The organism is Pseudomonas sp. R1-15 (assembly GCF_051132085.1).
Lineage (GTDB): Bacteria > Pseudomonadota > Gammaproteobacteria > Pseudomonadales > Pseudomonadaceae > Aquipseudomonas.
Genome location: NZ_CP071660.1, coordinates 940,240 through 965,033 on the forward strand (window position 1 = coordinate 940,240; position 24,794 = coordinate 965,033).

Sequence of the window (24,794 nt, forward strand, 5' to 3'; positions counted from 1 at the left end):
TCAGTGTGGTTGTGAAAGTTATTGTGGCGAGGGAGCTTGCTCCCGCTGGGTCGCGGAGCGACCCCCAACAATCCGTTGCCAGATAGAGGGGACTGCTGCGCAGTCCAGCGGGAGCAAGCTCCCTCGCCACGGGGAATCGAGCCAGACAGCGAGACTGGCTCCATGGCCATCAGCCTTCGAGCTTGCTTTTGAGCAGTTCGTTGACCTGTTGCGGGTTGGCCTTGCCCTTGGAGGCTTTCATGGCCTGGCCGACGAAGAAGCCGAACATCTTGCCGCGCTTGGCTTCGTCCGCCGCGCGGTACTGTTCGACCTGCTCGGCATTGGCCGCGAGCATTTCATCGAGCACGGCGCTGATCGCACCGGTGTCGGTGACCTGTTTCAAGCCGCGCTTCTCGATGATCTCGTCAGCGCTGCCTTCGCCATTGGCCATGGCTTCGAAGACCATCTTGGCGATCTTGCCGGAAATGGTGTTGTCCTTGATCCGCAACAGCATGCCGCCCAGTTGCTCGGCCGAGACCGGCGACTCGTCGATTTCCAGGCCCTGCTTGTTCAACAGGCTGCCCAGTTCGACCATCACCCAGTTGGCCGCCAGCTTGGCGTCGCCGCCGATGCTTACGACTTTCTCGAAGTAATCGGCCTGTTCGCGGCTGGTGGCCAGGACGTTGGCGTCATAGCTCGACAGCCCGAACTGCGCCTGGAAGCGCTCGCGCTTTTGCGGCGGCAGTTCCGGCAGGGTGGCGCGCACTTCGTCGAGGAAAGAGTTCTCGATGACCACTGGCAGCAGGTCCGGATCGGGGAAATAACGGTAGTCGTTGGCTTCCTCCTTGCTGCGCATTGGACGGGTCTCGTCCTTGTTCGGATCGTACAGGCGAGTCTGCTGGATGACCTTGCCGCCATCCTCGATCAGTTCGATCTGGCGCTGGATCTCGCTGTTGATCGCCTTCTCGATGAAGCGGAACGAGTTGACGTTCTTGATCTCGCAGCGGGTACCGAACTCGGTTTGGCCCTTGGGACGGATCGACACGTTGCAGTCGCAGCGCAGCGAGCCTTCGGCCATGTTGCCGTCGCAGATGCCCAGGTAGCGCACCAGCGCGTGGATCGCCTTGACGTAGGCCACGGCTTCCTTGGCGCTGCGCATGTCCGGCTCGGAGACGATTTCCAGCAGCGGCGTGCCGGCACGGTTCAGGTCGATGCCGGTGGCGCCGTTGAATTCTTCGTGCAGGCTCTTGCCGGCGTCTTCTTCCAGGTGCGCACGGGTGATGCCGACGCGCTTGACCGTGCCGTCTTCCAGCGCGATGTCCAGGTGGCCCTTGCCGACGATCGGCAATTCCATCTGGCTGATCTGGTAGCCCTTGGGCAGGTCCGGGTAGAAGTAGTTCTTGCGGGCGAACACGTTGTGCTGGCCGATCTCGGCGTCGATCGCCAGGCCGAACATCACCGCCATGCGCACCGCTTCGGCGTTGAGCACCGGCAATACGCCGGGCATGCCCAGGTCTACCAGGCTGGCCTGGGTGTTGGGCTCGGAACCGAAGGTGGTCGAGCTACCGGAAAAGATTTTCGATCGGGTGGTGAGCTGGGTATGAATCTCCAGCCCGATCACGACTTCCCATTGCATGTGTTTCTCCTCAGAAGCCGGTTGGGGTGCGGGTGTGCCAGTCGCTGTTCAGCTGATACTGGTGCGCCACGTTGAGCAGGCGGCCTTCCTGGAAATACGGCGCGAGCAGTTGCACGCCCACCGGCAGGCCATCGACGAAGCCGGCCGGCATGGACAGGCCCGGCAAGCCGGCGAGGTTGGCGGTGATGGTGTAGACGTCTTCCAGGTACTCGGCGACCGGGTCGCTGTTCTTGGCGCCGAGCTTCCAGGCCGGGTTCGGCGTGGTCGGGCCGAGGATGATGTCGACCTCGTTGAAGGCGGCCATGAAGTCGTTTTTCACCAGGCGGCGGATTTTCTGCGCCTTGAGGTAGTAGGCGTCGTAGTAGCCGGCGGACAACGCGTAGGCGCCGACCATGATCCGGCGCTGCACTTCGGCGCCGAAGCCTTCGCCACGGGAGCGCTTGTACAGGTCGATCAGGTTCTGCGGGTTTTCGCAGCGATAGCCGAAGCGCACGCCGTCGAAGCGCGACAGGTTCGAGGAGGCTTCCGCCGGGGCGATCACGTAATACGCGGGAATCGCGTGCTGCATGTTCGGCAGGCTGATTTCCTTGATCACCGCGCCGAGCTTTTCCAGCGCCTTGACGCTGTTGTGAACCAGTTCGGCGATGCGCGGATCGAGGCCGGCACCGAAGTACTCCTTCGGCACGCCGATCCGCAGGCCTTGCAGCGAGCCGTTGAGGCTGGCGCTGTAGTCCGGCACCGGTTCATCGATGCTGGTGGAGTCGTTCGGGTCGAAGCCGGCCATGCCTTGCAGCAGGAGCGCGCAATCTTCGGCGGTGCGTGCCAGCGGGCCACCCTGGTCGAGGCTGGAGGCGTAGGCGATCATGCCCCAGCGCGAGACGCGGCCGTAGGTCGGCTTGAGCCCGGTGAGGTTGGTGAACGCCGCCGGCTGGCGAATCGAGCCGCCGGTGTCGGTGGCGGTGGCCGCCGGCAACAGGCGCGCAGCCACGGCAGCAGCGGAACCACCGGACGAACCGCCCGGTACGTGTTCCAGGTTCCAGGGGTTTTTCACCGCGCCGTAGTAGCTGGATTCGTTGGCCGAACCCATGGCGAATTCGTCCATGTTGGTCTTGCCCAGCGTCACGGCGCCAGCGGCGGCCAGCTTGGCGACCACGGTGGCGTCGTACGGGGCCTTGAAGTTGTCAAGCATCTTCGAGCCGCAACTGGTGCGGATGCCCTGGGTGCAGAACAGGTCCTTGTGGGCGATCGGCGCGCCGAGCAGGGCGCCGCTCTCACCGTTGGCGCGACGGGCGTCGGCGGCCTTGGCCTGGCTCAGGGCCAGTTCTTCGGTGAGGCTGATGAAGCTGTTGAGCTGCGGGTCGAGCTGGGCAATGCGCGCCAGCAGGGCCTTGGTCAGCTCTTCGGAGGAAAATTTCTTGTCGGCGAGTCCGCGGGCGATCTCGGCCAGGGTCATGTGATGCATGAGAGGCTCTTTCCCTTTAGTCGATGACTTTCGGAACCAGGTACAGGCCGTTTTCGACCGCCGGTGCGATGGACTGGTAGGCCTCGCGGTTATCGGACTCGGTGACGACGTCGGCGCGCAGGCGCTGGCTGGCTTCCAGTGGGTGGGCCAGCGGCTCGATACCGTCGGTGTCGACCGCCTGCATCTCGTCGACCAGCCCTAGAATGCTGTTCAGGGCAGAAGTAATGTGTGGAAGATCGGCTTCATTTAGGCCCAGACAGGCCAGATGAGCGATTTTTTCCACGTCGGAGCGTTCAAGCGCCATGGGATTCTCCAGTGGAAAACAAAACGGACGCAGTCTGTCCGTGTGTTAGATTGTCGGAACACTACCGCATTTCTACGGCCCTACGGCCGCGATCTCGGGGTTTGGTGCACAGAAAAGCGGCCAATTTAACATATTGGCGCCTTGCCCAAAATCCCTGTCGTTGTTAGAGTTTGCCGCACTTTTTTACCCACGCGTTGCCTAGGGTCCCTTTCCCATGTTCAAGAAACTGCGTGGCATGTTTTCCAGCGATCTTTCCATCGACCTGGGCACTGCCAACACCCTTATTTACGTGCGCGAGCGCGGTATCGTCCTGAATGAACCCTCGGTCGTGGCCATCCGCACCCACGGTAACCAGAAAAGTGTCGTGGCTGTCGGTACTGAAGCCAAGCGCATGCTGGGCCGCACACCGGGCAACATTGCAGCCATTCGCCCGATGAAGGATGGCGTGATCGCCGACTTCAGCGTCTGCGAAAAGATGCTGCAGTATTTCATCAACAAGGTTCACGAAAACAGTTTCCTGCAGCCCAGCCCTCGCGTGCTGATCTGCGTGCCCTGCAAATCCACCCAGGTGGAGCGTCGCGCCATCCGCGAATCGGCCCTCGGTGCCGGTGCCCGTGAAGTATTCCTGATCGAAGAGCCGATGGCCGCTGCCATCGGTGCCGGCCTGCCGGTGGAAGAAGCCCGCGGTTCGATGGTCGTCGATATCGGTGGCGGTACCACTGAAATCGCCTTGATCTCCCTGAATGGCGTGGTCTATGCCGAGTCCGTGCGTGTCGGCGGCGACCGTTTCGACGAAGCGATCATCACCTACGTGCGCCGCAACTACGGCAGCCTGATCGGCGAATCCACCGCCGAACGCATCAAGCAGGAAATCGGCACCGCCTACCCGGGCGGCGAAGTGCGTGAAGTCGACGTGCGCGGCCGTAACCTGGCCGAAGGCGTTCCTCGCGCCTTCACCCTCAACTCCAACGAAGTGCTCGAGGCGCTGCAAGAGTCGCTGGCGACCATCGTGCAGGCGGTCAAGAGCGCCCTGGAGCAGTCGCCGCCGGAACTGGCATCGGACATCGCCGAGCGCGGCCTGGTGCTGACCGGTGGTGGTGCGCTGCTGCGTGACCTCGACAAGCTGCTGGCCCAGGAAACCGGCCTGCCGGTGATCGTCGCCGAAGACCCGCTGACGTGCGTTGCCCGCGGCGGTGGCCGTGCGCTGGAAATGATGGACAAGCACACCATGGACCTGCTCTCCAGCGAATAAGCTGGCGGGATCGTCTATGTTGTTCGCTTCCGGGCAGCACTTTGCAGTGCTGCCCGTTGGCGTTTATCTTCTGTCATTCGTATCCAGGCCGGTTGATGCCGTATGAATAAAGACAACATTTGCCTGGGAGGAGCGGCCTATTAAACCGCTTTTTGCCAAAGGCCCCTCATTGGGCGTACGCCTGCTGGTGTTGGCCGTGCTATCGGTCGCGCTGATGGTGGTCGATGCCCGCTTCACGCTGCTCAAGCCGGTGCGCAGCCAGATGTCGCTGGTGTTGATGGAGTCCTACTGGATCACCGACCTGCCGCAGCGGCTGTGGCAGGGTGTGGCCAGCCAGTTCGGCAGCCGCACCGAACTGGTCGCCGAAAACGAAAAACTCAAGACCGAAAACCTGCTGTTGCAGGGGCGTATGCAGAAGCTCGCGGCCCTCACCGAGCAGAACGTGCGGCTGCGCGAGTTGCTCAACTCCTCGGCGCTGGTCAATGAGAAGGTCGAGGTCGCCGAGTTGATCGGCATGGACCCCAACCCCTTCACGCACCGGATCATCATCAACAAGGGTGAGCGCGACGGCGTGGTCCTCGGCCAGCCGGTGCTCGATGCCCGTGGCCTGATGGGGCAGGTGGTCGAGCTGATGCCCTACACCTCCCGCGTGCTGCTGTTGACCGATACCACCCACAGCATTCCGGTGCAGGTCAATCGCAACGGCTTGCGGGCGATTGCCAGCGGCACCGGCAACCCCGAGCGCCTGGAGCTGCGGCACGTGGCCGACACCGCCGACATCAAGGAAGGCGACCTGCTGGTCAGCTCGGGTCTTGGCCAGCGATTCCCGGCGGGGTATCCGGTGGCGACGGTCAAGGAAGTCATCCACGATTCCGGCCAGCCATTCGCCATTGTCCGGGCGGTCCCCACGGCCGCGCTGAACCGTAGCCGTTACCTGCTGCTGGTGTTCAGCGACAACCGCACGCCTGAAGAGCGCGCCAATGACGCCGCCGTGGCCCAGGAAGTCCAGGATCGGCAAGGTGGCGAATCGACGGCTCCTGCTGCGCCTGCACCCGCACCCGCGGCGGTCCCGGCCACGGTGCCAAAACCCCAAGTGGCGGCACCCGCCACGGCAACCACCCCGCCGGCCGCACCCGCTGCGACGCCTGCCCGGCCGCCCGCCCATGCGACGACATCCCAACCTGCACGGCCCGCGGCCAAGCCACCGGCCTCGACACCCGCCGCTACACCGGCGACCAGGGGAGCACGAGAAGAATGAGCAGTACTCGATCCGGTAACGGCTGGATGGTCTGGCTGACCTTCGCCATCGGCCTGTTGCTCAGTGTGTCGCCGCTGCCGCAGTTCATGGAGATCCTGCGTCCGTTGTGGCTGGCCTTGCTGCTGGCCTTCTGGGCGCTGGCTTTGCCGCACAAGGTCGGCATGGTCACCGCCTGGTGCCTGGGCCTGACCGAAGATGTGCTTTATGGCACGTTGCTGGGGCAGAACGCGCTTATCCTGACCTTGATCACTTTCCTGGTGCTCTCGCTGCAACAGCGCCTGCGGATGTTTCCCATGTGGCAGCAGAGCCTGGTGATCCTGGTGATCTTTGGCCTGGCGCAACTGGTGCAATTGTGGCTCAGCGCACTGACCGGCAATCGTCAGCCGACGCTGGCGCTGGTCTTGCCGGCCCTGGTCAGTGCGTTGCTCTGGCCTTGGGTCAGCTTCGGTTTGCGTGGCTTGCGCCTGCGTTTCAAGATCAACTGATGCGGTCGGGATCTCTAGACTTTTTTGAATACCTACATCCCAGTGGCGAGGGAGCTTGCTCCCGCTGGGCTGCGTAGCGGCCCCATTTTTACGGTTGCTGCGCAACCGAGCGGGAGCAAGCTCCCTCGCCACAAAAGCCGGCGCGTACAAGGGAGATGTCTTGATGAAACCGCTTTACCTTGCCTCGGGCTCGCCGCGTCGGCGTGAATTGCTCACGCAGATCGGCGTTCCCTTTACTGCGATCAGCGCGGACATCGACGAAACGCCCCTCGACCACGAGACCCCATCGGCCTATGTCGAGCGCCTGGCGCGGGGCAAGGCCGAGGCCGGGCTGCGCGCGTTGCACTCCGACGCCGAGGGCTGCGTGCTGGGAGCCGATACCGCGGTGGTACTGGATGGCCGGATTCTCGGCAAGCCTCAGGACCAGGCCGATGCCAAGTCGATGCTGCTGAGCCTGTCCGGTCGCGACCATGAGGTATTGACCGCGATTGCAGTGCTCGATGGCCAGCGTTGCGAATCCCGGGTGGTTCGCAGTCGGGTGCGCTTTCGCCCGGTCACGGAGCAGGAAGCGATGGCGTACTGGGCCAGCGGCGAACCCCATGACAAGGCGGGCGGCTATGGTATCCAAGGGCTGGGCGCGGTGTTTATCGCCGACCTCGAAGGCAGTTATTCGGCCGTGGTCGGCCTGCCGCTGTGCGAAACCTTCGAGCTGCTCGGCCATTTCGGCATACCCTGTTGGCAAACCTTGAGCGCGCGCTGAGCGCCGTCTGACCAGATGCGGCCATAATCGTGAATATGCCTGAACGAGACCCTGCCATGAGTGAAGAGATCCTGATCAACATCACGCCGATGGAATCGCGCGTGGCGGTGGTTGAAAACGGCGTCCTGCAAGAGGTCCATGTCGAGCGTACGCAAAAACGCGGGATCGTCGGCAATATCTACAAGGGCAAGGTGGTACGGGTGCTGCCGGGCATGCAGGCGGCCTTCGTCGATATCGGCCTGGACCGCGCGGCGTTCATCCACGCCTCGGAAATTTCGATGCGCGAAGGGCCGGCGGTAGAGAGCATCAGCGCCTTGGTCCATGAAGGCCAGAGCCTGGTGGTGCAGGTCACCAAGGACCCCATCGGCTCGAAGGGCGCGCGCCTGACCACCCAGTTGTCGATTCCGTCGCGCTATCTTGTGTACATGCCGCGCACCGCCCACGTTGGCATCTCCCTGAAGATCGAGGACGAAGCCGAACGCGAGCGTCTGAAGAAGGTTGTCAGCGACTGCGTTGAGAAAGAAGGCATCAAGGAGGCCGGCGGTTTCATCCTGCGCACGGCCGCCGAGGGCGCCGGGGCCGATGAAATCCTCATGGATATACGCTACCTGCGCAGGCTCTGGGACCAGATCGCCGAGCAGATCAAGACCATCGCCACGCCGAGTGTGATCTACGAGGACCTGGGCCTGGCGCTGCGGACCCTGCGGGACCTGGTCAGCCCGAAGATCGAGAAAATCCGTATCGATTCCCGGGAAACCTTCCAGAAAACCACCCAATTCGTCGCCGAGCTGATGCCGGAAATCGCCGACCGCCTGGAGCACTACCCTGGCGAGCGGCCGATTTTCGATCTGTACGGCGTCGAAGATGAAATCCAGCGAGCCCTTGAACGCAAGGTGCCGCTCAAATCCGGCGGTTACCTGGTGGTCGATCCGGCCGAGGCGATGAGCACCATCGACGTCAATACCGGTGCATTCGTCGGCCATCGCAACCTTGAGGAAACCATCTTCAAGACCAATCTTGAAGCGGCCACGGCCATCGCCCGGCAACTGCGCCTGCGTAACCTGGGCGGGATCATCATCATCGACTTCATCGACATGGAAGACGAAGAGCACCAGCGCCAGGTGCTGCGGACCCTGGAAAAACAGCTCGAACGCGACCACGCCAAGACCAACATCATCGGCATTACCGAACTGGGCCTGGTGCAGATGACTCGCAAGCGCACCCGCGAGAGCCTTGAGCAGGTGCTGTGCGAGCCGTGCAGCAGTTGCCAGGGCCGGGGCAAGCTGAAGACTCCGGAAACCGTGTGTTACGAAATCTTCCGGGAAATCCTCCGGGAGGCGCGCGCCTACCAGGCCACCGGCTATAGAGTGTTGGCGAACCAGAAGGTGGTGGATCGCCTGCTGGATGAGGAGTCCGGCAACGTCGCGGAACTGGAGGCCTTTATCGGGCGCACGATTCGCTTCCAGGTGGAAACCATGTATTCCCAGGAACAGTACGACGTGGTGTTGCTCTGAAGCGGCGCGCGCAGCGCCAGGGCCGCGAATATGAATGCCTTTGCCAGGGGAGCCCGCTGACATGGAGCGTCTGACACGCCTTATGGGGACGCTGACTCGCTGGGGGCTGGGCCTGTGTGCGCTGCTGCTGATACTGCTGGCCTTGTATGTCAGCCTCGGCCGGGAGTTGATCCCGCTGGTGGCCGAGTATCGCGCCGAAGTCGAGAGCCGGGCCGGCGAAGCGTTGGGCATTCCTGTGCACGTTGGTAGCCTCGAAGGCAGCTGGAGCGCCCTGGCGCCCGTCCTGGCGGCGCGCGACGTGGTTGTCGGCGAGGGGCCCAACGCCTTGCACCTGGATCAGGTACGTGCCGTGCCTGCGGTGTGGGACAGCCTGCTGGCGCGCCAGGTGCGCATCGCTCATCTGGAAGTCAGCGGCCTGAAGGTCAGCCTGAAAGAGGGCGCTGACGGCAAATGGTCCCTTGAAGGCCTGCCGGTGAAGGATGATCAGCCGCTCGATCCGCAGCAGTTGCTTGAGCGCATGCAGATGATTTCAAAACTGTCGGTGCTCGACAGTCAGGTCACCTTGCAACCGCTGGACCATCCGCCCCTGAGCCTGACCTATGTTGGTCTGAGCTTGCGCACCGGTCCGGCTCGCCAGCGCCTGGACGCACGTCTTACCCTGCCTGACGGCCAGCCCGTGGCGCTCAACCTGCGCACCCGTATCCGCGCCAGCGATTGGCGAAATGGCGAGGCCGACGCGTACCTGAGCCTGCCGCAAAGCGACTGGTCGAAATGGCTGCCGAAACGCCTGACCCGGCAGTGGAATTTTGCCGAGATCAAGGCCGGTGGGGAATTCTGGCTCAGTTGGGGCGAGGGCACGGTGCAAAGCGCCGCCGTGCGGTTGAACGCGCCACAGATCCAGGGCGCCTATGCCGATCGCAAGCCCGTGCAGATCCACAACCTGGCCCTCAACGGATATTTCCAGCGCAGCAGCCAGGGGTTCACCGCGACCTTCGACTCGCTGGCGATGAACCTGGGTGAGACGCGCTGGGAAACACGCCTGCAATTGCAACAGAACGGCGCCACCGAGAAGGTCGAGGAGCGCTGGCACGTGCAGGCCGATCGCGTTGACCTGACGCCGCTCACGCCGTTGCTCAATGCCTTGGCGCCATTGCCCGAAGGTGTCGCCACGGCGATCGACCGGCTCAAGGTGACCGGTGGCCTGCGCAACGTGTTGCTGGATTACCGGCCACAGAACACCGGTGATCAGAAAATCAGCTTCGCCACCAATCTGGACACGGTCGGGTTCGACGCCTATCGCGGCGCCCCGGCGGCGCGCAACGTCTCCGGCAGCCTCAGCGGTGACCTCGGCGGCGGTGAGCTGCGCATGAACAGCAAGGATTTTTCCCTGCACCTGGACCCGATTTTCGCCAAGCCCTGGCAATACTTGCAGGCCAATGCCCGGCTGACCTGGAAGCTCGACAAGCAGGGGGTCACCCTGATCGCACCGTACTTGAAGGTGCTGGGAGAGGAAGGGCGGATTGCCGGCGACTTCCTGATCCGCCTGCATTTCGACCACAGCCAGGAAGACTACATGGACCTGCGGGTCGGCCTGGTGGACGGTGACGGGCGCTACACCGCCAAGTACCTGCCGGCCGTCCTCAGTCCGGCGCTGGATGAATGGTTGCGCACCGCCATCGTCAAGGGCGCGGTGGACGAGGGTTTTTTCCAGTACCAGGGCTCGCTGAACAAAGGTGCCGAGGACGCGTCTCGCAGCATCAGCCTGTTTTTCAAGGTGCACGACGCCGAGCTGGCGTTCCAGCCGGGCTGGCCTTCGGTCAGCAAGGTCAGCGGCGACGTCTTTGTCGAGGACAGCGGCGTACGTATCTATGCCAGCCAGGGGCAACTGCTGGACACCCAGGTCAAGGATGTTGCGGTAACCATTCCCCATGCGCCGGCCGGGCAGAATGTCCATCTGTTGTTGGACGGCGGCTTTGCCGGGGTATTGGGCGACGGGCTGAAAATCCTCCAGACCGCACCCATCGGCACGGCCGAGACCTTCGCCGGTTGGGAAGGCGAGGGCGACCTGCAAGGCAAGGTGAACCTGGATATCCCGCTGGCCAAAGGTGAACAGCCGAAGATCCTGGTGGATTTCAGTACCGACAAGGCCCGGCTCAAGCTCAGTGAGCCGGCGCTGGAGCTGACCCAGCTCAAGGGCGACTTCCGTTTCGACAGCAACAAGGGGCTCAGTGGCAAGAACATCGCGGCCCGGGCATTCGACCGGCCGGTAAGCGCGCAGATTTTTGCCGAGGGCCGTGCCGGTGCGCTCGACACACGGGTGGTGGCGTCCGGGCGGGTCGAGGTCAAGAAGCTTACGGACTGGTTGAGCGTGACCCAGCCGTTGCCCATCTCCGGCGTGGTTCCCTATCAGTTGCAAGTGACGCTCAACGGTGCCGACAGCCAATTGTCGGTCAGCTCCGATCTCAAGGGCGTGGCGGTGGATCTGCCGGCGCCCTTCGGCATGGCTGCGGATGTCGGGCGCGACACGGTGTTCCGTATGACGTTGCAAGGGGCGGAGCGTCGCTACTGGGTCGATTATGGCGACCTGGCCAGTTTCACTTACGCCGCGCCGAGCGGAAAAATCGCTGACGGGCGTGGCGAATTGCTGCTGGGCGCCGGCGAGGCGGTTCTGCCTGGCGCCAAGGGGCTGCGGCTGCGCGGCACATTGTCGGAGCTGGACGTGAGCCCCTGGCAGGATCTGTTGGGCAAATATGCCGGCAAGGACCCGGGCGGCAGTGCCCGGCAGGTGCTCAACAGTGCCGATCTCAAGGTTGGCAAGCTCACCGCGATGGGCACGACGCTTGACCAGGCCTCGGTGCAGTTGGACCGCAAGGCCGATGCCTGGGCCCTGCGGCTCGATAGCCAGCAGGCCAAGGGCAGCGTCAACCTGCCGGATGCGAAGGCCGCGCCAATCGGAATCCGCCTCGACTATGTGCGCCTGCCGGCCGCGGACCCGACGGTCCAGGCCGACGAAAACGCCCCGGACCCACTGGCCTCGGTCGACCCGAGCAAAATCCCGGCGATGGATATCGCCATCGACCAGTTGTTCCAGGGGCCGGATCTCATTGGTGCCTGGTCGCTGAAAGTCCGGCCGACGGGCAAGGGCATCGCGCTGAATGACCTGGACATGGGCCTCAAGGGCATGGTCCTGCATGGCAATGGCGCCTGGGAGGGCCTGCCCGGTTCCACCAGCAGTTGGTACAAAGGCCGGATCAAGGGCAAGAACCTCGCCGATGTGCTCAAGGGTTGGGGGTTTGCGCCTAGCGTGACAAGCCAGGAATTCCATCTGGACGTCGACGGACGCTGGCCCGGTTCACCTGCATGGGTCGCCACCAAGCGTTTCTCCGGCAGCCTCGATGCGTCACTCAACAAGGGTCAGTTCGTCGAAGTCGAAGGCAGCGCCCAGGCCTTGCGGGTTTTCGGCCTGTTGAACTTCAACTCCATCGGCCGGCGCTTGCGCCTGGATTTCTCCGATCTGTTCGGCAAGGGGCTGAGCTACGATCGGGTCAAGGGCCTGCTGGTGGCGAGCAGCGGTGTGTACGTGACTCGCGAGCCGATCACCCTGACCGGACCTTCGAGCAACCTGGAACTCAACGGAACGCTGGACATGGTGGCCGACCGGGTCGATGCCAAACTGCTGGTAACCTTGCCCGTCACCAATAACCTGCCGATCGCCGCGTTGATCGTCGGCGCACCGGCGGTGGGTGGGGCGCTGTTTCTGATCGACAAGCTGATCGGCGACCGCGTCGCGCGTTTTGCCAGCGTAAGATACGACGTCAAGGGGCCGTGGAAAGAGCCGAAGATCACTTTCGACAAGCCGTTTTGACAGGTAGTGACAATCCCTTTGTGGGAGCGAGCCTGCTCGCGAAGGCATAGGATCAGTGCAAGTGATGTGAACTGACCCAGCGCTTTCGCGAGCAGGCTCGCTCCCACAAGGGAGATTCGATAGTAAGGAGGCACCATGCCAATCGCCGTGATTCAAATGGTCAGCCAGAGCGATGTGCTCGCCAACCTGGCCCGTGCCCGGGTGTTGCTGGAGCAGGCCGCGGCGGGTGGCGCACGGCTGGCGGTGCTGCCGGAAAACTTCGCGGCCATGGGCCGGCGGGACGTTGCTGATATCGCGCGGGCCGAAGCCTTTGGTCAGGGTCCGATCCTGCCGTGGTTGAAACAGGTCGCGCGCGACCTCAGGTTATGGATTGTGGCCGGCACGTTGCCGTTGCCGCCGGTGGGCCAGCCCGAGGCCAAGGCCCATGCATGTTCGTTGCTGGTGGACGACCAGGGCGAGATCGTCGCGCGTTATGACAAGCTGCACCTGTTCGACGTGGACGTGGCGGACAATCGCGGTCGTTACCGTGAATCCGATGACTATGCTTATGGCGGCAACGTGGTGGTTGCCGACACACCGGTGGGCCGGGTTGGCCTGACGGTCTGCTACGACTTGCGTTTTCCCGAGCTCTACAGCGAGTTGCGGGCGGCCGGGGCCGAGCTGATTACCGCGCCTTCGGCGTTTACCGCGGTGACCGGCGCTGCGCATTGGGACGTACTGATTCGCGCCCGGGCCATCGAAACCCAGTGCTACGTGCTGGCGGCCGCCCAGGGTGGGTTGCATCCGGGGCCCCGGGAAACCTTTGGCCATGCCGCGATAGTCGACCCGTGGGGACGTGTGCTGGCGCAACAGGATCAAGGCGAGGCCGTGCTGCTGGCCGAGCGCGACGACAGTGAACAGGCGTCCATCCGGGCGCGCATGCCGGTGGCGAGCCATCGGCGCTTTTTCTCGCAGGGCGCCCGACAGCGACCTGTCCAAGACGACGAATTCAAGGCGTAAAACATATGAGCGGGTTGTTGTCCTCAGTCAGTGAACACCTTTTAGCCCCAGGCGGCGTGACCCTCGAAAGCCTGCAAGGCGTGCTGGGCGACCTGGCCGGTCCGGGCATCGATGCGGCCGACCTGTATTTCCAGGGACAGATTTCCGAGTCCTGGTCGCTGGAAGACGGCATCGTCAAGGAAGGCAGTTTCAACCTCGACCAGGGTGTGGGCGTGCGTGCCCAATCCGGCGAAAAGACCGGGTTTGCCTACAGCAACGCCATCACCCTTGAGGCCCTCGGCGCCGCGGCTCGTGCGGCTCGCTCGATTTCCCGGGCCGGGCAGAATGGCACGGTCCAGGCGTTCAGCAGCCAGGACGTGGCCCAGCTGTATGCGCCGGACAACCCACTGGAAGTCATGAGTCGCGCCGAAAAGGTCGAGCTGCTCAAGCGCATTGACGTCGCCACGCGTTCCCTCGACCCGCGTATCCAGCAGGTATCGGTGAGCATGGCCGGGGTCTGGGAGCGGATTCTGGTGGCCTCCACCGACGGTGGCCTGGCGGCGGATGTGCGGCCGCTGGTGCGTTTCAACGTCAGCGTGATCGTCGAGCAGAACGGTCGCCGTGAGCGCGGTGGCCACGGTGGTGGTGGTCGTACCGACTATCGTTATTTCCTCAGTGAAGACCGCGCCATGGGCTATGCCCGCGAAGCGCTGCGCCAGGCGCTGGTGAACCTTGAGGCCATCCCGGCCCCGGCCGGCACGTTGCCAGTGGTGCTTGGGTCCGGCTGGTCCGGCGTGCTGCTGCACGAAGCAGTGGGCCACGGCCTGGAAGGCGATTTCAACCGCAAGGGCAGTTCGGCCTACAGCGGGCGCATGGGGGAGATGGTCGCCTCGAAACTCTGCACCATCGTCGATGACGGCACGCTCGCCGGGCGTCGTGGTTCGCTGAGCGTCGACGACGAAGGCACCCCGACCGAATGCACCACGCTGATCGAGAACGGCGTGCTCAAGGGCTACATGCAGGACAAGCTCAATGCCCGCTTGATGGGCGTGGCCCGCACCGGCAACGGTCGCCGCGAGTCTTACGCGCACCTGCCCATGCCGCGCATGACCAACACCTACATGCTCGGCGGCCAGAGCGATCCGGCGGAAATCATCGCGTCGGTGAAGAAGGGCATCTACTGCGCCAATCTCGGCGGCGGCCAGGTGGACATCACCAGCGGCAAGTTCGTGTTTTCCACCAGCGAGGCCTACCTGATCGAAGACGGCAAGATCACTGCGCCGGTCAAGGGTGCGACGTTGATCGGCAACGGGCCGGAGGCGATGAGCAAAGTTTCCATGGTCGGTAACGACCTGGCGCTGGACAGCGGCGTGGGCACGTGTGGCAAGGACGGTCAGTCGGTGCCGGTAGGCGTCGGTCAGCCGACACTGAAGATCGATGCGATTACCGTGGGTGGCACGGGCGCATAAAAATATTCAGGGATGTGCGCACGTCATCGTGGCGAGGGAGCTTGCTCCCGCCGGGCTACGCAGTAGCCCCAATGCGGTTGCTACGCAACCGAGCGGGAGCAAGCTCCCTCGCCACGGTAACTGCCGCCTCTTGCAGAGGAGTCAAGCTGTTACGATCAGCGCAGGCCGCGTTGAGTCTCGTCCAGCTCACGGATGTACTTGAAGATTTTACGGCTCGACGCCGGCGGCTTGTTCTGCGCCAGTTCGTGCTGGGCCTGACGGATCAGCGAGCGCAGTTGCTGGCGATCGGCCTCCGGGTAGTCGATGACGAATTTTTCCAGAGTGCCGTCATCGCCTGCGATCAGGCGATCACGCCAGCGTTCCAGGTTGTGGAAGCGCTCGTTGTACTGCCGGGTGGAGGCATCGAGCTGGTCGAGCAGAACCAGGATGGCGTCAGTGTCCTGGTCGCGCATCAGCTTGCCGATGAATTGCAGGTGCCGTTTACGCGCGATATTCGCGGTGTGCTTGGGCGCATCGGCCAGGGCCCGGCGCAAGGCGTCGGTCAAGGGCAGTTTGGCCAGCAAGTCAGGCTTGAGTGTTGTCAGGCGCTCGCCGAGGTCAACCAGAGCATGCAGCTCGCGTTTGACCTGGGATTTGCTTTTTTCACCCTCGTAGAGGGAGTCGTCGTAAGAATCAACCATGGTGGCAGTCCGCAAAGAAACGCCGCCATGATAACCAGTCGGGGGCCGCTTGTCCGGCCCGGTCGCTCGATGGCCATTACCGAAAGCAGAATTTGAGTGGAGAACACCATGAGTGCAGTTCAAAGCGTCGGCCCGCAAGCATTGCCGGCACTGCAGGAACAGGTCGAGCAGATCCTCGCCGAAGCCAGGCGACAGGGCGCCAGTGCGTGCGAAGTGGCGGTGTCGCTGGAGCAGGGGCTGTCGACGTCGGTGCGCCAACGCGAAGTGGAGACCGTCGAATTCAATCGCGACCAAGGCTTTGGCATCACCCTTTACGTGGGGCAGCGCAAGGGGTCGGCCAGCACCTCGGCCAGCGGCCCTGACGCCATTCGCGAAACAGTCGCCGCTGCACTGGCGATTGCCCAGCATACATCCGAAGACGAAGCCTCCGGCCTGGCCGATGCCGCGCTGATGTGCAAGGAGCTCAAGGACTTCGATCTGTTCCACGCCTGGGACATCACGCCCGAGCAGGCCATCGAGCAGGCACTGCGCTGCGAAGCGGCGGCATTCGACGCCGACAGCCGGATCAAGAATGCCGACGGCACTACGCTCAATACCCACCAAGGGTGCCGCGTTTATGGCAACAGCCATGGTTTCATCGGCGGGTACGCATCGACCCGCCACAGCCTCAGCTGCGTGATGATCGCCGAGGCCGACGGGCAGATGCAGCGCGACTACTGGTACGACGTGAGTCGCCAGGGCACATTGCTGGCGGACCCGGTGAGCATCGGCCAGAAGGCTGCGCAACGGGCCGCCAGTCGCCTCGGCGCGCGGCCTGTGCCGACCTGTGAGGTGCCGGTGCTGTTCTCCGCCGAGTTGGCCGGTGGCTTGTTCGGCAGCTTCCTGTCAGCGGTGTCCGGCGGCAACCTGTACCGCAAATCCTCGTTCCTCGAAGGCGCGCTGGGCCAGAAACTGTTTCCGGAATGGATGACCATCGACGAGCGTCCGCACCTGATGCAGGCCATGGGCAGTTCGGCTTTCGACGGGGATGGCCTGGCCACCTATGCCAAGCCGTTCGTGGAAAACGGCGAGCTGGTTTCGTACATCCTCGGCACCTATTCGGGTCGCAAATTGGGCATGCCGAGCACCGCTAACGCCGGTGGCGTGCACAACCTGTTCGTCACTCATGGCGAGGAAGACCAGGCAGCGCTGCTGCGGCGCATGGGGCGTGGGTTGTTGGTCACCGAGCTGATGGGCCACGGCTTGAACATGGTGACAGGCGATTATTCCCGTGGCGCGGCGGGGTTCTGGGTCGAAAATGGCGAGATCCAGTTCCCGGTCCAGGAAGTCACCATTGCCGGCAACATGCGCGACATGTTCAAGCAGATCGTGGCGGTGGGCAGCGACTTGGAGCTGCGCAGCAACATCCGCACCGGCTCGGTGCTGATCGAGCGAATGATGGTGGCGGGTAGCTGAAACTCATCGCTTCAAAAAAGGCGCGTCATCCGTTGGGATGACGCGCTTTTTTTTGTGCCCGCAGAAACCCGCGACAAGAGAGCTTTTGTGGCGAGGGAGCTTGCTCCCGCTCGGTTGCGCAGCGACCGCAAAATCCTGGGGCCGCTGCGCGACCCAGCGGGAGCAAGCTCCCTCGCCACGATGGTGAGTGCTATCTTGCTGTTGTGTTGGTTCTTATTATCATCTAATAATGAATCTCATTCGCCGAGTGAGCCCCGGTCATGAGTCTTGCCCTGCACGAACAACCCTACCTTGAAAACTGGCGCTGGATGAGTCGCCAGATCCGCTGCGCGATGAGCCCGGACGAGCCGCGGCTGATCGAACACTACCTGGCCGAGGGGCGCTACCTGGCCTGCTGCACCGCCACCTCGCCGTGGATGATTGGCGAAACTGCCTTCCGGCTGTTGCTCGACACCGCTTCGGATGTCGCGCTGCCCTGGCACTGGCGCAACCTCTGCCTGGATCAAGCCTGGCGCCCTTTGCGTGAACTTGAGCGGCAAGCGCTTTGCCGCTGCCGCCTCAAGCGTTGGCAAAGCCATGCCTGGGCCCTGGCTAGCTGCGCGCTGGAGCCGTCGATTTCCCTTATTGAACTGGAGCAAGGATTTCCCGATGAGTAATACCCGTATCGAACGCGACAGCATGGGTGAACTTCAGGTCCCCGTGGACGCACTCTATGGCGCGCAGACCCAGCGCGCCGTGGATAATTTTCCGGTCAGCGGCCAGCGCATGCCGGCGCAGTTCATTCGTGCCCTGATCCTGGCCAAGGCCGCCGCCGCACGAGCCAATGTCGAGTTGGAGCAAATCAGCGTCGCCCAGGGCAAAGCCATCGTCGATGCGGCCCAGGGCCTGCTCGAAGGCGACTTCATGGCGCATTTCCCGGTGGATATCTTCCAGACCGGCTCCGGCACCAGTTCCAACATGAACGCCAACGAAGTGATTGCCACGCTTGCCAGTCGCTTGCTGGAAGAGGTGGTCAACCCGAACGACCACGTCAATTGTGGCCAGAGCAGCAACGACATCATCCCCACCAGTATTCATGTCAGCGCCGCGCTGGCCCTGCACGAGCAATTGCTGCCGGCGCTGTTGCACCTGGTCCAGGTGATCGAACGCAAGGCCGAAGAAGTCCACCCCTTCATAAAGACTGGCCGCACCCACCTGATGGATGCCATGCCGGTGCGCTTGAGCCAGGTGCTCGACGGTTGGGCGCAGCAGCTCAAGGCCAACATCGGCCACTTGCAGGATCTGTTGCCGAGCCTGCAGTCCCTGGCCCAGGGCGGTACGGCGGTTGGCACTGGCGTCAATGCCCATCCACGCTTCGCCGAATTGTTCAGCCAGCAGCTGACGCAACTGACCCAGGTGCAATTCACCCCGGGCAAGAACCTGTTCGCGCTGATCGGCTCCCAGGACACTGCCGTGGCGGTTTCCGGGCAGCTCAAGACCATTGCCGTGTCGCTGATGAAAATCGCCAACGACCTGCGCTGGATGAACTCAGGGCCGCTGGCCGGGCTGGGCGAGATCGAGCTCGAAGGCCTGCAGCCGGGCTCCTCGATCATGCCCGGCAAGGTCAACCCGGTCATCCCCGAAGCCACCGCCATGGTCGCGGCCCAGGTCATCGGCAACGACACGGTGATTACCATCGCCGGCCAGTCGGGCAATTTCGAACTCAACGTGATGCTGCCGATCATCGCCCAGAACCTGCTGAGCAGCATCGCCCTGATGTCCACCGCCAGCCGATTGCTGGCGGACAAGGCCATCGCCACGTTCAAGGTCAACGAAGCCAGGCTCAAGGAAGCGCTGTCGCGCAATCCTATCCTGGTCACGGCACTGAATCCGATCATTGGTTACCAGAAGGCCGCTGAAATAGCCAAGAAGGCTTATCAGCAGGGTCGCCCGGTGATCGATGTCGCCTTGGAACACACCGACCTGTCGCGCGCCGAACTGGAGATTCTGCTGGACCCGGAAAAGCTCACCGCCGGTGGTGTGTAACCCCGACACTTGTGTGGAGGACTCATCATGGAGCATTGGAAACGTACGATCGAACGGGCCAACCACCATTTCCTGCAGGGTGAGTGGGTGGATGCCCGCGAAGCCTACCTGCAGGCCCTGGCCCTGGCGCAGGTGTTGTTCGAGCGTTGGGCGGATGCCGACGAAGCCGTGGCCGCCTGTGTCGTGTCGCATCACAACCTGGCGGATCTGCACTTGCGCCTGAACCAGCCGGAGGAGAGCGCCGAGTACCTCTGCGCGATTCACCAACGGTTATTGCAGGCCATGCAGGACGAACGCCTGGCGCCGGCCCTGCGTGCCGCCGCGATGCGCCAAAGCCACAGGACCTACGTCGAACTGCTGAATTTCATCAGCGAGCATGGCGAGTACCCACGCACTCAGCGCCTGCTGCACAACGCTGCCGTTTCGTCCCGGCACAGCCAAATCCCTCATCACTACGGAGTCCACTGAGATGGCTTTCACCTTGCCTGCATTGCCTTACGCCTACGACGCCCTGGAACCGCACATCGATGCGCAGACCATGGAGATTCACTACACCAAGCATCACCAGACTTATATCAACAACCTCAACGCGGCGGTGGATGGCACTGAATATGCCGATTGGCCCATAGAAAAACTGGTGGCCAGCGTGGAGCAATTACCGCAGGCGCTACGAGCCGCGGTGATCAACCAGGGCGGTGGTCATGCGAACCACTCGCTGTTCTGGGAAGTGATGACGCCCCACGGTGGCGGCCAGCCGGACGGTGCGCTGGCAGCGGCGATAGACGCGCAGTTGGGCGGTCTCGATCAGTTCAAGGAAGCCTTCACGAAAGCGGCACTGACCCGCTTCGGCAGCGGCTGGGCCTGGTTGAGTGTGACCCCGCAAAAGACTCTGGTGGTGGAAAGCAGCGGCAACCAGGACAGCCCGCTGATGGGCGGCAACACGCCGATCCTGGGCCTGGACGTCTGGGAGCATGCCTATTACCTGCTGTATCAAAACCGCCGTCCGGAATACATCAGCGCGTTCTACAACGTGATCAATTGGCCAGAAGTCGCCCGGCGCTATCAGGCTGCGCTTGCTTGAGTTCTTATAAACAACCCAAGGCTGACTATGGACACTGAAACTCTGGCGATAGGCGGCGGGCGAATGTTCCGCTATGCCTTGGGCTCGCTGTTGCTGTTGGCCGGCATGACATTATTGGTGGCCCAAGGGCTGGCGTGGCTGGACCTTGAGCCAAAAATGTTGCGTGCGCTCCAGGGCGGCGGGCTTTGCGCCTTGGGTACGGCGTTGGGCGCGGTGCCGGTGCTGGTGATACGGCGCATGCCTCAAGCCATGAGCGATTCACTGCTGGGCTTCGGGGCGGGGGTGATGCTCGCCGCCACCGCGTTTTCGCTCATCGTGCCGGGCATTGCCGCAGCCGAGCAGTTGGGCTTCACGCCTTGGGCGGCCAGCGGGCTCATCTGTTTCGGCATCCTGTCGGGTGCGTTCGGACTGTACCTGGTGGACCGCAAGGTCTCTGCCAGCCCTGAAAGACTGGTTGCGACCCCAGGACGACCGGTTATTGCGCCGCGGGTCTGGTTGTTCGTGTTCGCCATCATCGCCCACAACATCCCGGAAGGCATGGCGGTGGGCGTTTCGGCGGGCGGCGGCATGGCGGATGCCGATAGCCTGGCGATGGGCATCGCTTTGCAGGATGTGCCGGAAGGGCTGGTGATTGCGCTGGTGCTGGCCGCGGCGGGGATGTCGCGGGTCAAGGCGTTCCTGATTGGCGCAGCGTCAGGGCTGGTCGAGCCGGTGTTCGCATTGCTCTGTGCCTGGCTGGTGACGTTGGCCGAGGTGCTGTTGCCGTTGGGGCTGGCGCTGGCCGCTGGGGCGATGCTGTTGGTGGTGACCCATGAGGTGATTCCAGAATCGCGCCGCAATGGGCATGAAAAACTGGCGAGCCTGGGGCTTTTGATTGGGTTCTGCTTGATGATGGTGATGGATACGGCGTTGGGGTGATGTGCAAGTGGATGAGCTTTTGTGGTGAGGGAGCTTGCTCCCTCACCACCGGCAAGTCAGCAGTACCTGATTACTCGCCTTCGTCGAAATAGTTGTTGATCAGTGCCACCAGCGCATCCATGGCTTCCTGCGCCTGTTCACCTTCGGTACTCAAGTGGATCTTGGTGCCTTTACCCGCAGCCAGCATCATCATCGCCATGATGCTCTTACCGTCGACTGTCGCCTCCGGCGTGCGCCCGACCCTGATCGTGGTTTCTGGAAACTTGCCCGCGACACCTACGAATTTCGCCGATGCACGGGCATGCAAACCCAGCTTGTTGATGATTTCAATTTCCCGAGCAGGCATCGCGATGTGAATCCTTTAGCTGAGGTCGCGGTGGCGAACCTGGACATTCTTCAAGGTTTGTTGCAGGAGCTGACCCAGGCGTTCGGTCAGGTACACGGAACGGTGATGACCGCCAGTGCAGCCAACGGCAATCGTGACATAGGCACGGTTGTTGGCGGCAAAACGCGGCAGCCATTTGAGTAGATAGCTGGAGATGTCCTGGTACATTTCCTCGACATCCGGCTGGGCAGCCAGGTAGTCGATCACCGGCTGGTCGAGCCCGGACTGCTCACGCAGTTCAGGTTTCCAGTAAGGATTGGGCAGGCAGCGGACATCAAACACCAGGTCGGCATCCACGGGCATGCCACGCTTGAAGCCGAACGACTCCACCAGGAACGCCGTACCGGGTTCCGGCTGGTTCAGCAGGCGCAACTTGATGGTGTCGCGCAACTGGTACAGATTCAGGTGGGTAGTGTTGACCTTCAGGTCCGCCAGGTCGGCAATCGGCCCCAGCAGTTGGCTCTCGTCATGGATCGCTTCAGCCAGGGAGCGGCTGGCGTTGCTCAACGGGTGGCGTCGACGGGTTTCCGAAAAGCGCTTGAGCAGGGTTTCTTCGTCTGCGTCCAGGTACAACACGTCGCACTGGATGTGCCGGCTGCGCACTTCCTCAAGCAACGCCGGGAAGCGCGACAAATGGCTCGGCAGGTTGCGGGCGTCGATGGACACGGCGACCAGCGGTTGCGCCAGCTCGGTATGGATCAGGGCGCGCTCGGCCAGTTCCGGAAGCAGGCCGGCCGGCAAATTGTCGATGCAATAGTAGCCGCTGTCCTCAAGGACGTTGAGGGCCGTGCTTTTACCGGAGCCGGAGCGGCCACTGACGATGATCATGCGCATGTTGTTTAATGGCCGTTCTGCTCGTCCAGGACTACCTGATACAAGGCTTCGTTGCTCGGGGCGCTGCGCAGTTTTTCGCGTACTTCCTTGCGGTCTAGCATGCTGGCGATCTGGCGCAGCAGCTCGAGGTGCGCATCGGTCGCCGCTTCCGGGACCAGCAATACGAACAGCAGGTCGACCGGGGCGCCGTCGATGGCGTCGAAATCGATGGGGGCTTCAAGGTGTAGCAGCGCACTGATCGGCGCGGAACAACCCTTGAGGCGGCAATGGGGAATGGCGATGCCGTTGCCAAAACCGGTGGAACCGAGTTTTTCACGGGCAACCAACGCCTCGAAAACGTCCTGCATTTCCAGATCCGGCACTTCGCGGTGGATCAGGTTGGCGATTTGTTCGAGGGCTTTCTTTTTACTGCCACCCGGCGCGTTCACCTGGGAACGGCCGGGGGTCAGGATGGATTCTAGTCGGATCATGGATTAGGGGGGTTAACGACCGGTTGCGCCCTGGAGGAGGCTCTGGGTCTTTTCCTTATGCTTTTTGAGTTGGCGATCCAGCTTGTCGGTCAGCAGGTCAATCGCGGCATACATGTCTGAATGCTCTGCGTTGGCAACCACTTCTCCGCCGGGGATATGCAGCGTGGCTTCGATTTTCTGCAGCAGCTTCTCGACGTTCATCGTGACTTGCACGTTGGTGATCTTGTCGAAATGCCTTTCCAATCGGTCGAGTTTTTCGCCGATGTAGGTGCGCAGGGGTTCGGTCACTTCCAGTTGGTGTCCACTGATGTTGACTTGCATACAGCTTCTCCTTCGTTGCCAGTGCATAAAGCGGCAGGTAGAAATACCTGCCACTGGAACGCTGTGGCGTGGCCTGTTACATCAACCGCTTGCGTTCGCTCGAAGGCGCGATTCCCAGGGATTCGCGGTATTTGGCGACGGTACGGCGGGCCACCTGAATGCCTTGTGCCTCCAGTAAACCAGCGATCTTGCTGTCACTCAACGGCTTTTTCTGATTTTCCGCAGCGACCAGTTTTTTAATGATCGCGCGGATGGCCGTGGACGAGCATTCACCGCCTTCGGAGGTACTGACGTGGCTGGAGAAAAAGTATTTCAATTCATAGATGCCCCTTGGGGTATGCATGAATTTCTGGGTAGTCACCCTCGAAATCGTCGACTCGTGCATGCCCACCGCCTCGGCGATGTCATGCAAGACCAACGGTTTCATCGCTTCGTCACCGTACTCCAGGAAGCCGCGCTGATGCTCGACGATCTGGGTGGCGACTTTCATCAGGGTTTCGTTGCGGCTTTGCAGGCTCTTGATGAACCAGCGCGCCTCCTGCAACTGATTGCGCATGAAGGTATTGTCGGCGCTGGTGTCGGCACGCTTCACAAAACCGGCGTATTGGGCATTGACCCGCAGCTTGGGTACCGATTCCTGGTTCAGCTCCACCAGCCAGCGATCGTTGTGCTTGCGTACGATCACATCGGGGACGACATACTCGGGCTCGGTGGATTCGATTTGCGAGCCGGGGCGCGGATTCAGGCTTTGCACCAGTTCGATGACCTGGCGCAGCTCATCTTCCTTGAGCTTCATCCGACGCATCAACTGGCTGTAGTCGCGGCCGCCCAGCAGGTCGATGTAGTCGGTGACCAGGCGCTTGGCTTCGGCCAGCCATGGCGTCTTGGCGGGCAGCTGGCGCAATTGCAGCAGCAGGCATTCGCCTAGGTTGCGAGCGCCAATGCCGGCGGGTTCGAATTGCTGGATGCGATGCAGGACAGCTTCGATCTCGTCCAGCTCGATATCGAGCTCCGGGTCAAAGGCTTCGAGGATTTCTTCGAGGGTCTCGTCCAGGTAGCCCTGGTTGTTGATGCAATCGATCAACGTCACCGCGATCAGACGGTCGGTATCCGACATCGGCGCCAGGTTCAGTTGCCACAGCAGATGGCTTTGCAGGCTTTCGCCAGCAGAGGTGCGAGTGGTGAAGTCCCACTCGTCGTCGTCACCGCCTGGCAGGCTGCTGGCGCTGGTCTGGTAGACGTCTTCCCACGCCGTGTCTACGGGCAGGTCATTGGGAATGCGTTCGCTCCATTCGCCATCGTCGAGGTTATCTACCGTCGGGGCGGCTTCCTGATAGGACGGTTCCGGGACCTCCGGGGTAGTTTTCTGCTCGACGTTGTCGGCCAGTGGGTCGGTATTGTCGAAGTCGTCGCCTTCTTCCTGGCGTTCGAGCATCGGATTGGACTCCAGCGCCTCCTGGATTTCCTGTTGCAGGTCCAGGGTCGACAATTGGAGTAGGCGGATAGCCTGTTGCAGCTGCGGTGTCATCGTCAGCTGCTGGCCCATTCTCAAGACTAGCGATGGTTTCATGGCTGGGGCTTAACACCTTATTCGCCGGCGCACATGCGCCATCCACTACAGGGCGCCGAAGCGCCAAACTTAAGCAAATTATATGCCTGAAAC

At 62.4% G+C, this 24,794-nt stretch carries 23 protein-coding genes; 14 read left to right on the forward strand and 9 right to left on the reverse strand.

The genetic code is table 11. The features are described from left to right. Window positions 1–169: 169 nt before the first annotated feature. The 3 genes from gatB to gatC are packed head-to-tail and all read right to left on the reverse strand — an operon-like array spanning window position 170 to window position 3,381. Window positions 170–1,615 (reverse strand): Asp-tRNA(Asn)/Glu-tRNA(Gln) amidotransferase subunit GatB, encoded by a 1,446-nt coding sequence (gene gatB / locus J3P97_RS03985; protein ID WP_305496820.1) that lies wholly within the window; start codon window positions 1,613–1,615, stop codon window positions 170–172. A gap of 10 nt (window positions 1,616–1,625) precedes the next feature. Then, the gene (gene gatA / locus J3P97_RS03990; protein WP_434602821.1) at window positions 1,626–3,077 is read right to left on the reverse strand and encodes an Asp-tRNA(Asn)/Glu-tRNA(Gln) amidotransferase subunit GatA; all 1,452 of its coding nucleotides are present in this window, start codon (window positions 3,075–3,077) and stop codon (window positions 1,626–1,628) included. A 16-nt stretch (window positions 3,078–3,093) separates the two neighbouring features. Beyond that, window positions 3,094–3,381 carry an Asp-tRNA(Asn)/Glu-tRNA(Gln) amidotransferase subunit GatC gene (gene gatC / locus J3P97_RS03995; RefSeq protein ID WP_072388421.1) on the reverse strand — a complete coding sequence of 96 codons (288 nt, stop codon included), beginning with the start codon at window positions 3,379–3,381 and terminating at the stop codon, window positions 3,094–3,096. Window positions 3,382–3,595: 214 nt separating this feature from the next. Between gatC and mreB the strand changes: the two genes are divergently transcribed. The 8 genes from mreB (at window position 3,596) to tldD (ending at window position 14,962) form a co-directional block, all read left to right on the forward strand. Next, on the forward strand, window positions 3,596–4,633 hold the full coding sequence (mreB, locus tag J3P97_RS04000) for a rod shape-determining protein MreB (protein ID WP_002555108.1): 1,038 nt from the start codon (window positions 3,596–3,598) through the stop codon (window positions 4,631–4,633). Window positions 4,634–4,802: 169 nt separating this feature from the next. After that, a complete protein-coding gene (gene mreC / locus J3P97_RS04005; protein WP_434602822.1) occupies window positions 4,803–5,891 on the forward strand; it encodes a rod shape-determining protein MreC in 1,089 nt (362 codons plus the stop codon). Beyond that, complete coding sequence (mreD, locus tag J3P97_RS04010; protein WP_305496816.1) at window positions 5,888–6,376, forward strand: rod shape-determining protein MreD; 489 nt, start codon at window positions 5,888–5,890, stop codon at window positions 6,374–6,376. The genes mreC and mreD overlap by 4 nt, the downstream gene beginning before the upstream one ends. A gap of 163 nt (window positions 6,377–6,539) precedes the next feature. Then, window positions 6,540–7,136: a Maf family protein gene (locus J3P97_RS04015; RefSeq protein WP_434673532.1), complete on the forward strand. Its 597-nt coding sequence runs from the start codon at window positions 6,540–6,542 to the stop codon at window positions 7,134–7,136. 56 nt (window positions 7,137–7,192) lie between these two features. Next, the gene (gene rng, locus J3P97_RS04020; RefSeq protein WP_305496813.1) at window positions 7,193–8,650 is read left to right on the forward strand and encodes a ribonuclease G; all 1,458 of its coding nucleotides are present in this window, start codon (window positions 7,193–7,195) and stop codon (window positions 8,648–8,650) included. 61 nt (window positions 8,651–8,711) lie between these two features. Beyond that, the gene (locus tag J3P97_RS04025; RefSeq protein WP_434673533.1) at window positions 8,712–12,515 is read left to right on the forward strand and encodes a YhdP family protein; all 3,804 of its coding nucleotides are present in this window, start codon (window positions 8,712–8,714) and stop codon (window positions 12,513–12,515) included. Window positions 12,516–12,650: 135 nt separating this feature from the next. Then, window positions 12,651–13,514: a carbon-nitrogen hydrolase family protein gene (locus J3P97_RS04030; protein ID WP_434569809.1), complete on the forward strand. Its 864-nt coding sequence runs from the start codon at window positions 12,651–12,653 to the stop codon at window positions 13,512–13,514. Between the two features lie 5 nt (window positions 13,515–13,519). Continuing rightward, window positions 13,520–14,962, forward strand: coding sequence for a metalloprotease TldD (tldD, locus tag J3P97_RS04035; RefSeq protein WP_434673534.1), 1,443 nt, complete (start codon window positions 13,520–13,522; stop codon window positions 14,960–14,962). A 155-nt stretch (window positions 14,963–15,117) separates the two neighbouring features. Here the strand turns inward: tldD and yjgA are convergent, their stop codons facing one another. After that, complete coding sequence (yjgA, locus tag J3P97_RS04040; RefSeq protein WP_014336624.1) at window positions 15,118–15,642, reverse strand: ribosome biogenesis factor YjgA; 525 nt, start codon at window positions 15,640–15,642, stop codon at window positions 15,118–15,120. A 108-nt stretch (window positions 15,643–15,750) separates the two neighbouring features. Between yjgA and pmbA the strand changes: the two genes are divergently transcribed. The 6 genes from pmbA (at window position 15,751) to J3P97_RS04070 (ending at window position 21,121) form a co-directional block, all read left to right on the forward strand. Further along, the gene (gene pmbA, locus J3P97_RS04045; RefSeq protein WP_434626111.1) at window positions 15,751–17,097 is read left to right on the forward strand and encodes a metalloprotease PmbA; all 1,347 of its coding nucleotides are present in this window, start codon (window positions 15,751–15,753) and stop codon (window positions 17,095–17,097) included. A gap of 260 nt (window positions 17,098–17,357) precedes the next feature. After that, the gene (locus J3P97_RS04050; protein WP_434569807.1) at window positions 17,358–17,753 is read left to right on the forward strand and encodes a FagA protein; all 396 of its coding nucleotides are present in this window, start codon (window positions 17,358–17,360) and stop codon (window positions 17,751–17,753) included. Next, window positions 17,746–19,122, forward strand: coding sequence for a class II fumarate hydratase (locus J3P97_RS04055; RefSeq protein WP_434673535.1), 1,377 nt, complete (start codon window positions 17,746–17,748; stop codon window positions 19,120–19,122). Before J3P97_RS04050 ends, J3P97_RS04055 begins: the two co-directional genes overlap by 8 nt. Window positions 19,123–19,149: 27 nt before the next feature. Further along, complete coding sequence (locus tag J3P97_RS04060; protein WP_434673536.1) at window positions 19,150–19,590, forward strand: hypothetical protein; 441 nt, start codon at window positions 19,150–19,152, stop codon at window positions 19,588–19,590. Window position 19,591: 1 nt separating this feature from the next. Next, window positions 19,592–20,203: a superoxide dismutase gene (locus tag J3P97_RS04065; RefSeq protein ID WP_434673537.1), complete on the forward strand. Its 612-nt coding sequence runs from the start codon at window positions 19,592–19,594 to the stop codon at window positions 20,201–20,203. A gap of 27 nt (window positions 20,204–20,230) precedes the next feature. Further along, window positions 20,231–21,121 carry a ZIP family metal transporter gene (locus tag J3P97_RS04070; protein ID WP_434673538.1) on the forward strand — a complete coding sequence of 297 codons (891 nt, stop codon included), beginning with the start codon at window positions 20,231–20,233 and terminating at the stop codon, window positions 21,119–21,121. Between the two features lie 70 nt (window positions 21,122–21,191). On the opposite strand, the gene J3P97_RS04075 is transcribed toward J3P97_RS04070, so the two are convergent. From J3P97_RS04075 to J3P97_RS04095, 5 genes are all read right to left on the reverse strand, one after another. Then, window positions 21,192–21,467: an HPr family phosphocarrier protein gene (locus J3P97_RS04075; RefSeq protein ID WP_434602828.1), complete on the reverse strand. Its 276-nt coding sequence runs from the start codon at window positions 21,465–21,467 to the stop codon at window positions 21,192–21,194. A gap of 15 nt (window positions 21,468–21,482) precedes the next feature. Then, window positions 21,483–22,340 carry an RNase adapter RapZ gene (rapZ, locus tag J3P97_RS04080; RefSeq protein WP_434569801.1) on the reverse strand — a complete coding sequence of 286 codons (858 nt, stop codon included), beginning with the start codon at window positions 22,338–22,340 and terminating at the stop codon, window positions 21,483–21,485. Between the two features lie 5 nt (window positions 22,341–22,345). After that, the gene (gene ptsN, locus J3P97_RS04085) at window positions 22,346–22,810 is read right to left on the reverse strand and encodes a PTS IIA-like nitrogen regulatory protein PtsN (RefSeq protein WP_210642854.1); all 465 of its coding nucleotides are present in this window, start codon (window positions 22,808–22,810) and stop codon (window positions 22,346–22,348) included. 12 nt (window positions 22,811–22,822) lie between these two features. Then, window positions 22,823–23,131 carry a ribosome hibernation-promoting factor, HPF/YfiA family gene (gene hpf, locus J3P97_RS04090; RefSeq protein WP_039592236.1) on the reverse strand — a complete coding sequence of 103 codons (309 nt, stop codon included), beginning with the start codon at window positions 23,129–23,131 and terminating at the stop codon, window positions 22,823–22,825. A gap of 76 nt (window positions 23,132–23,207) precedes the next feature. Beyond that, a complete protein-coding gene (locus tag J3P97_RS04095; RefSeq protein WP_434602829.1) occupies window positions 23,208–24,701 on the reverse strand; it encodes an RNA polymerase factor sigma-54 in 1,494 nt (497 codons plus the stop codon). Window positions 24,702–24,794: the final 93 nt, after the last annotated feature.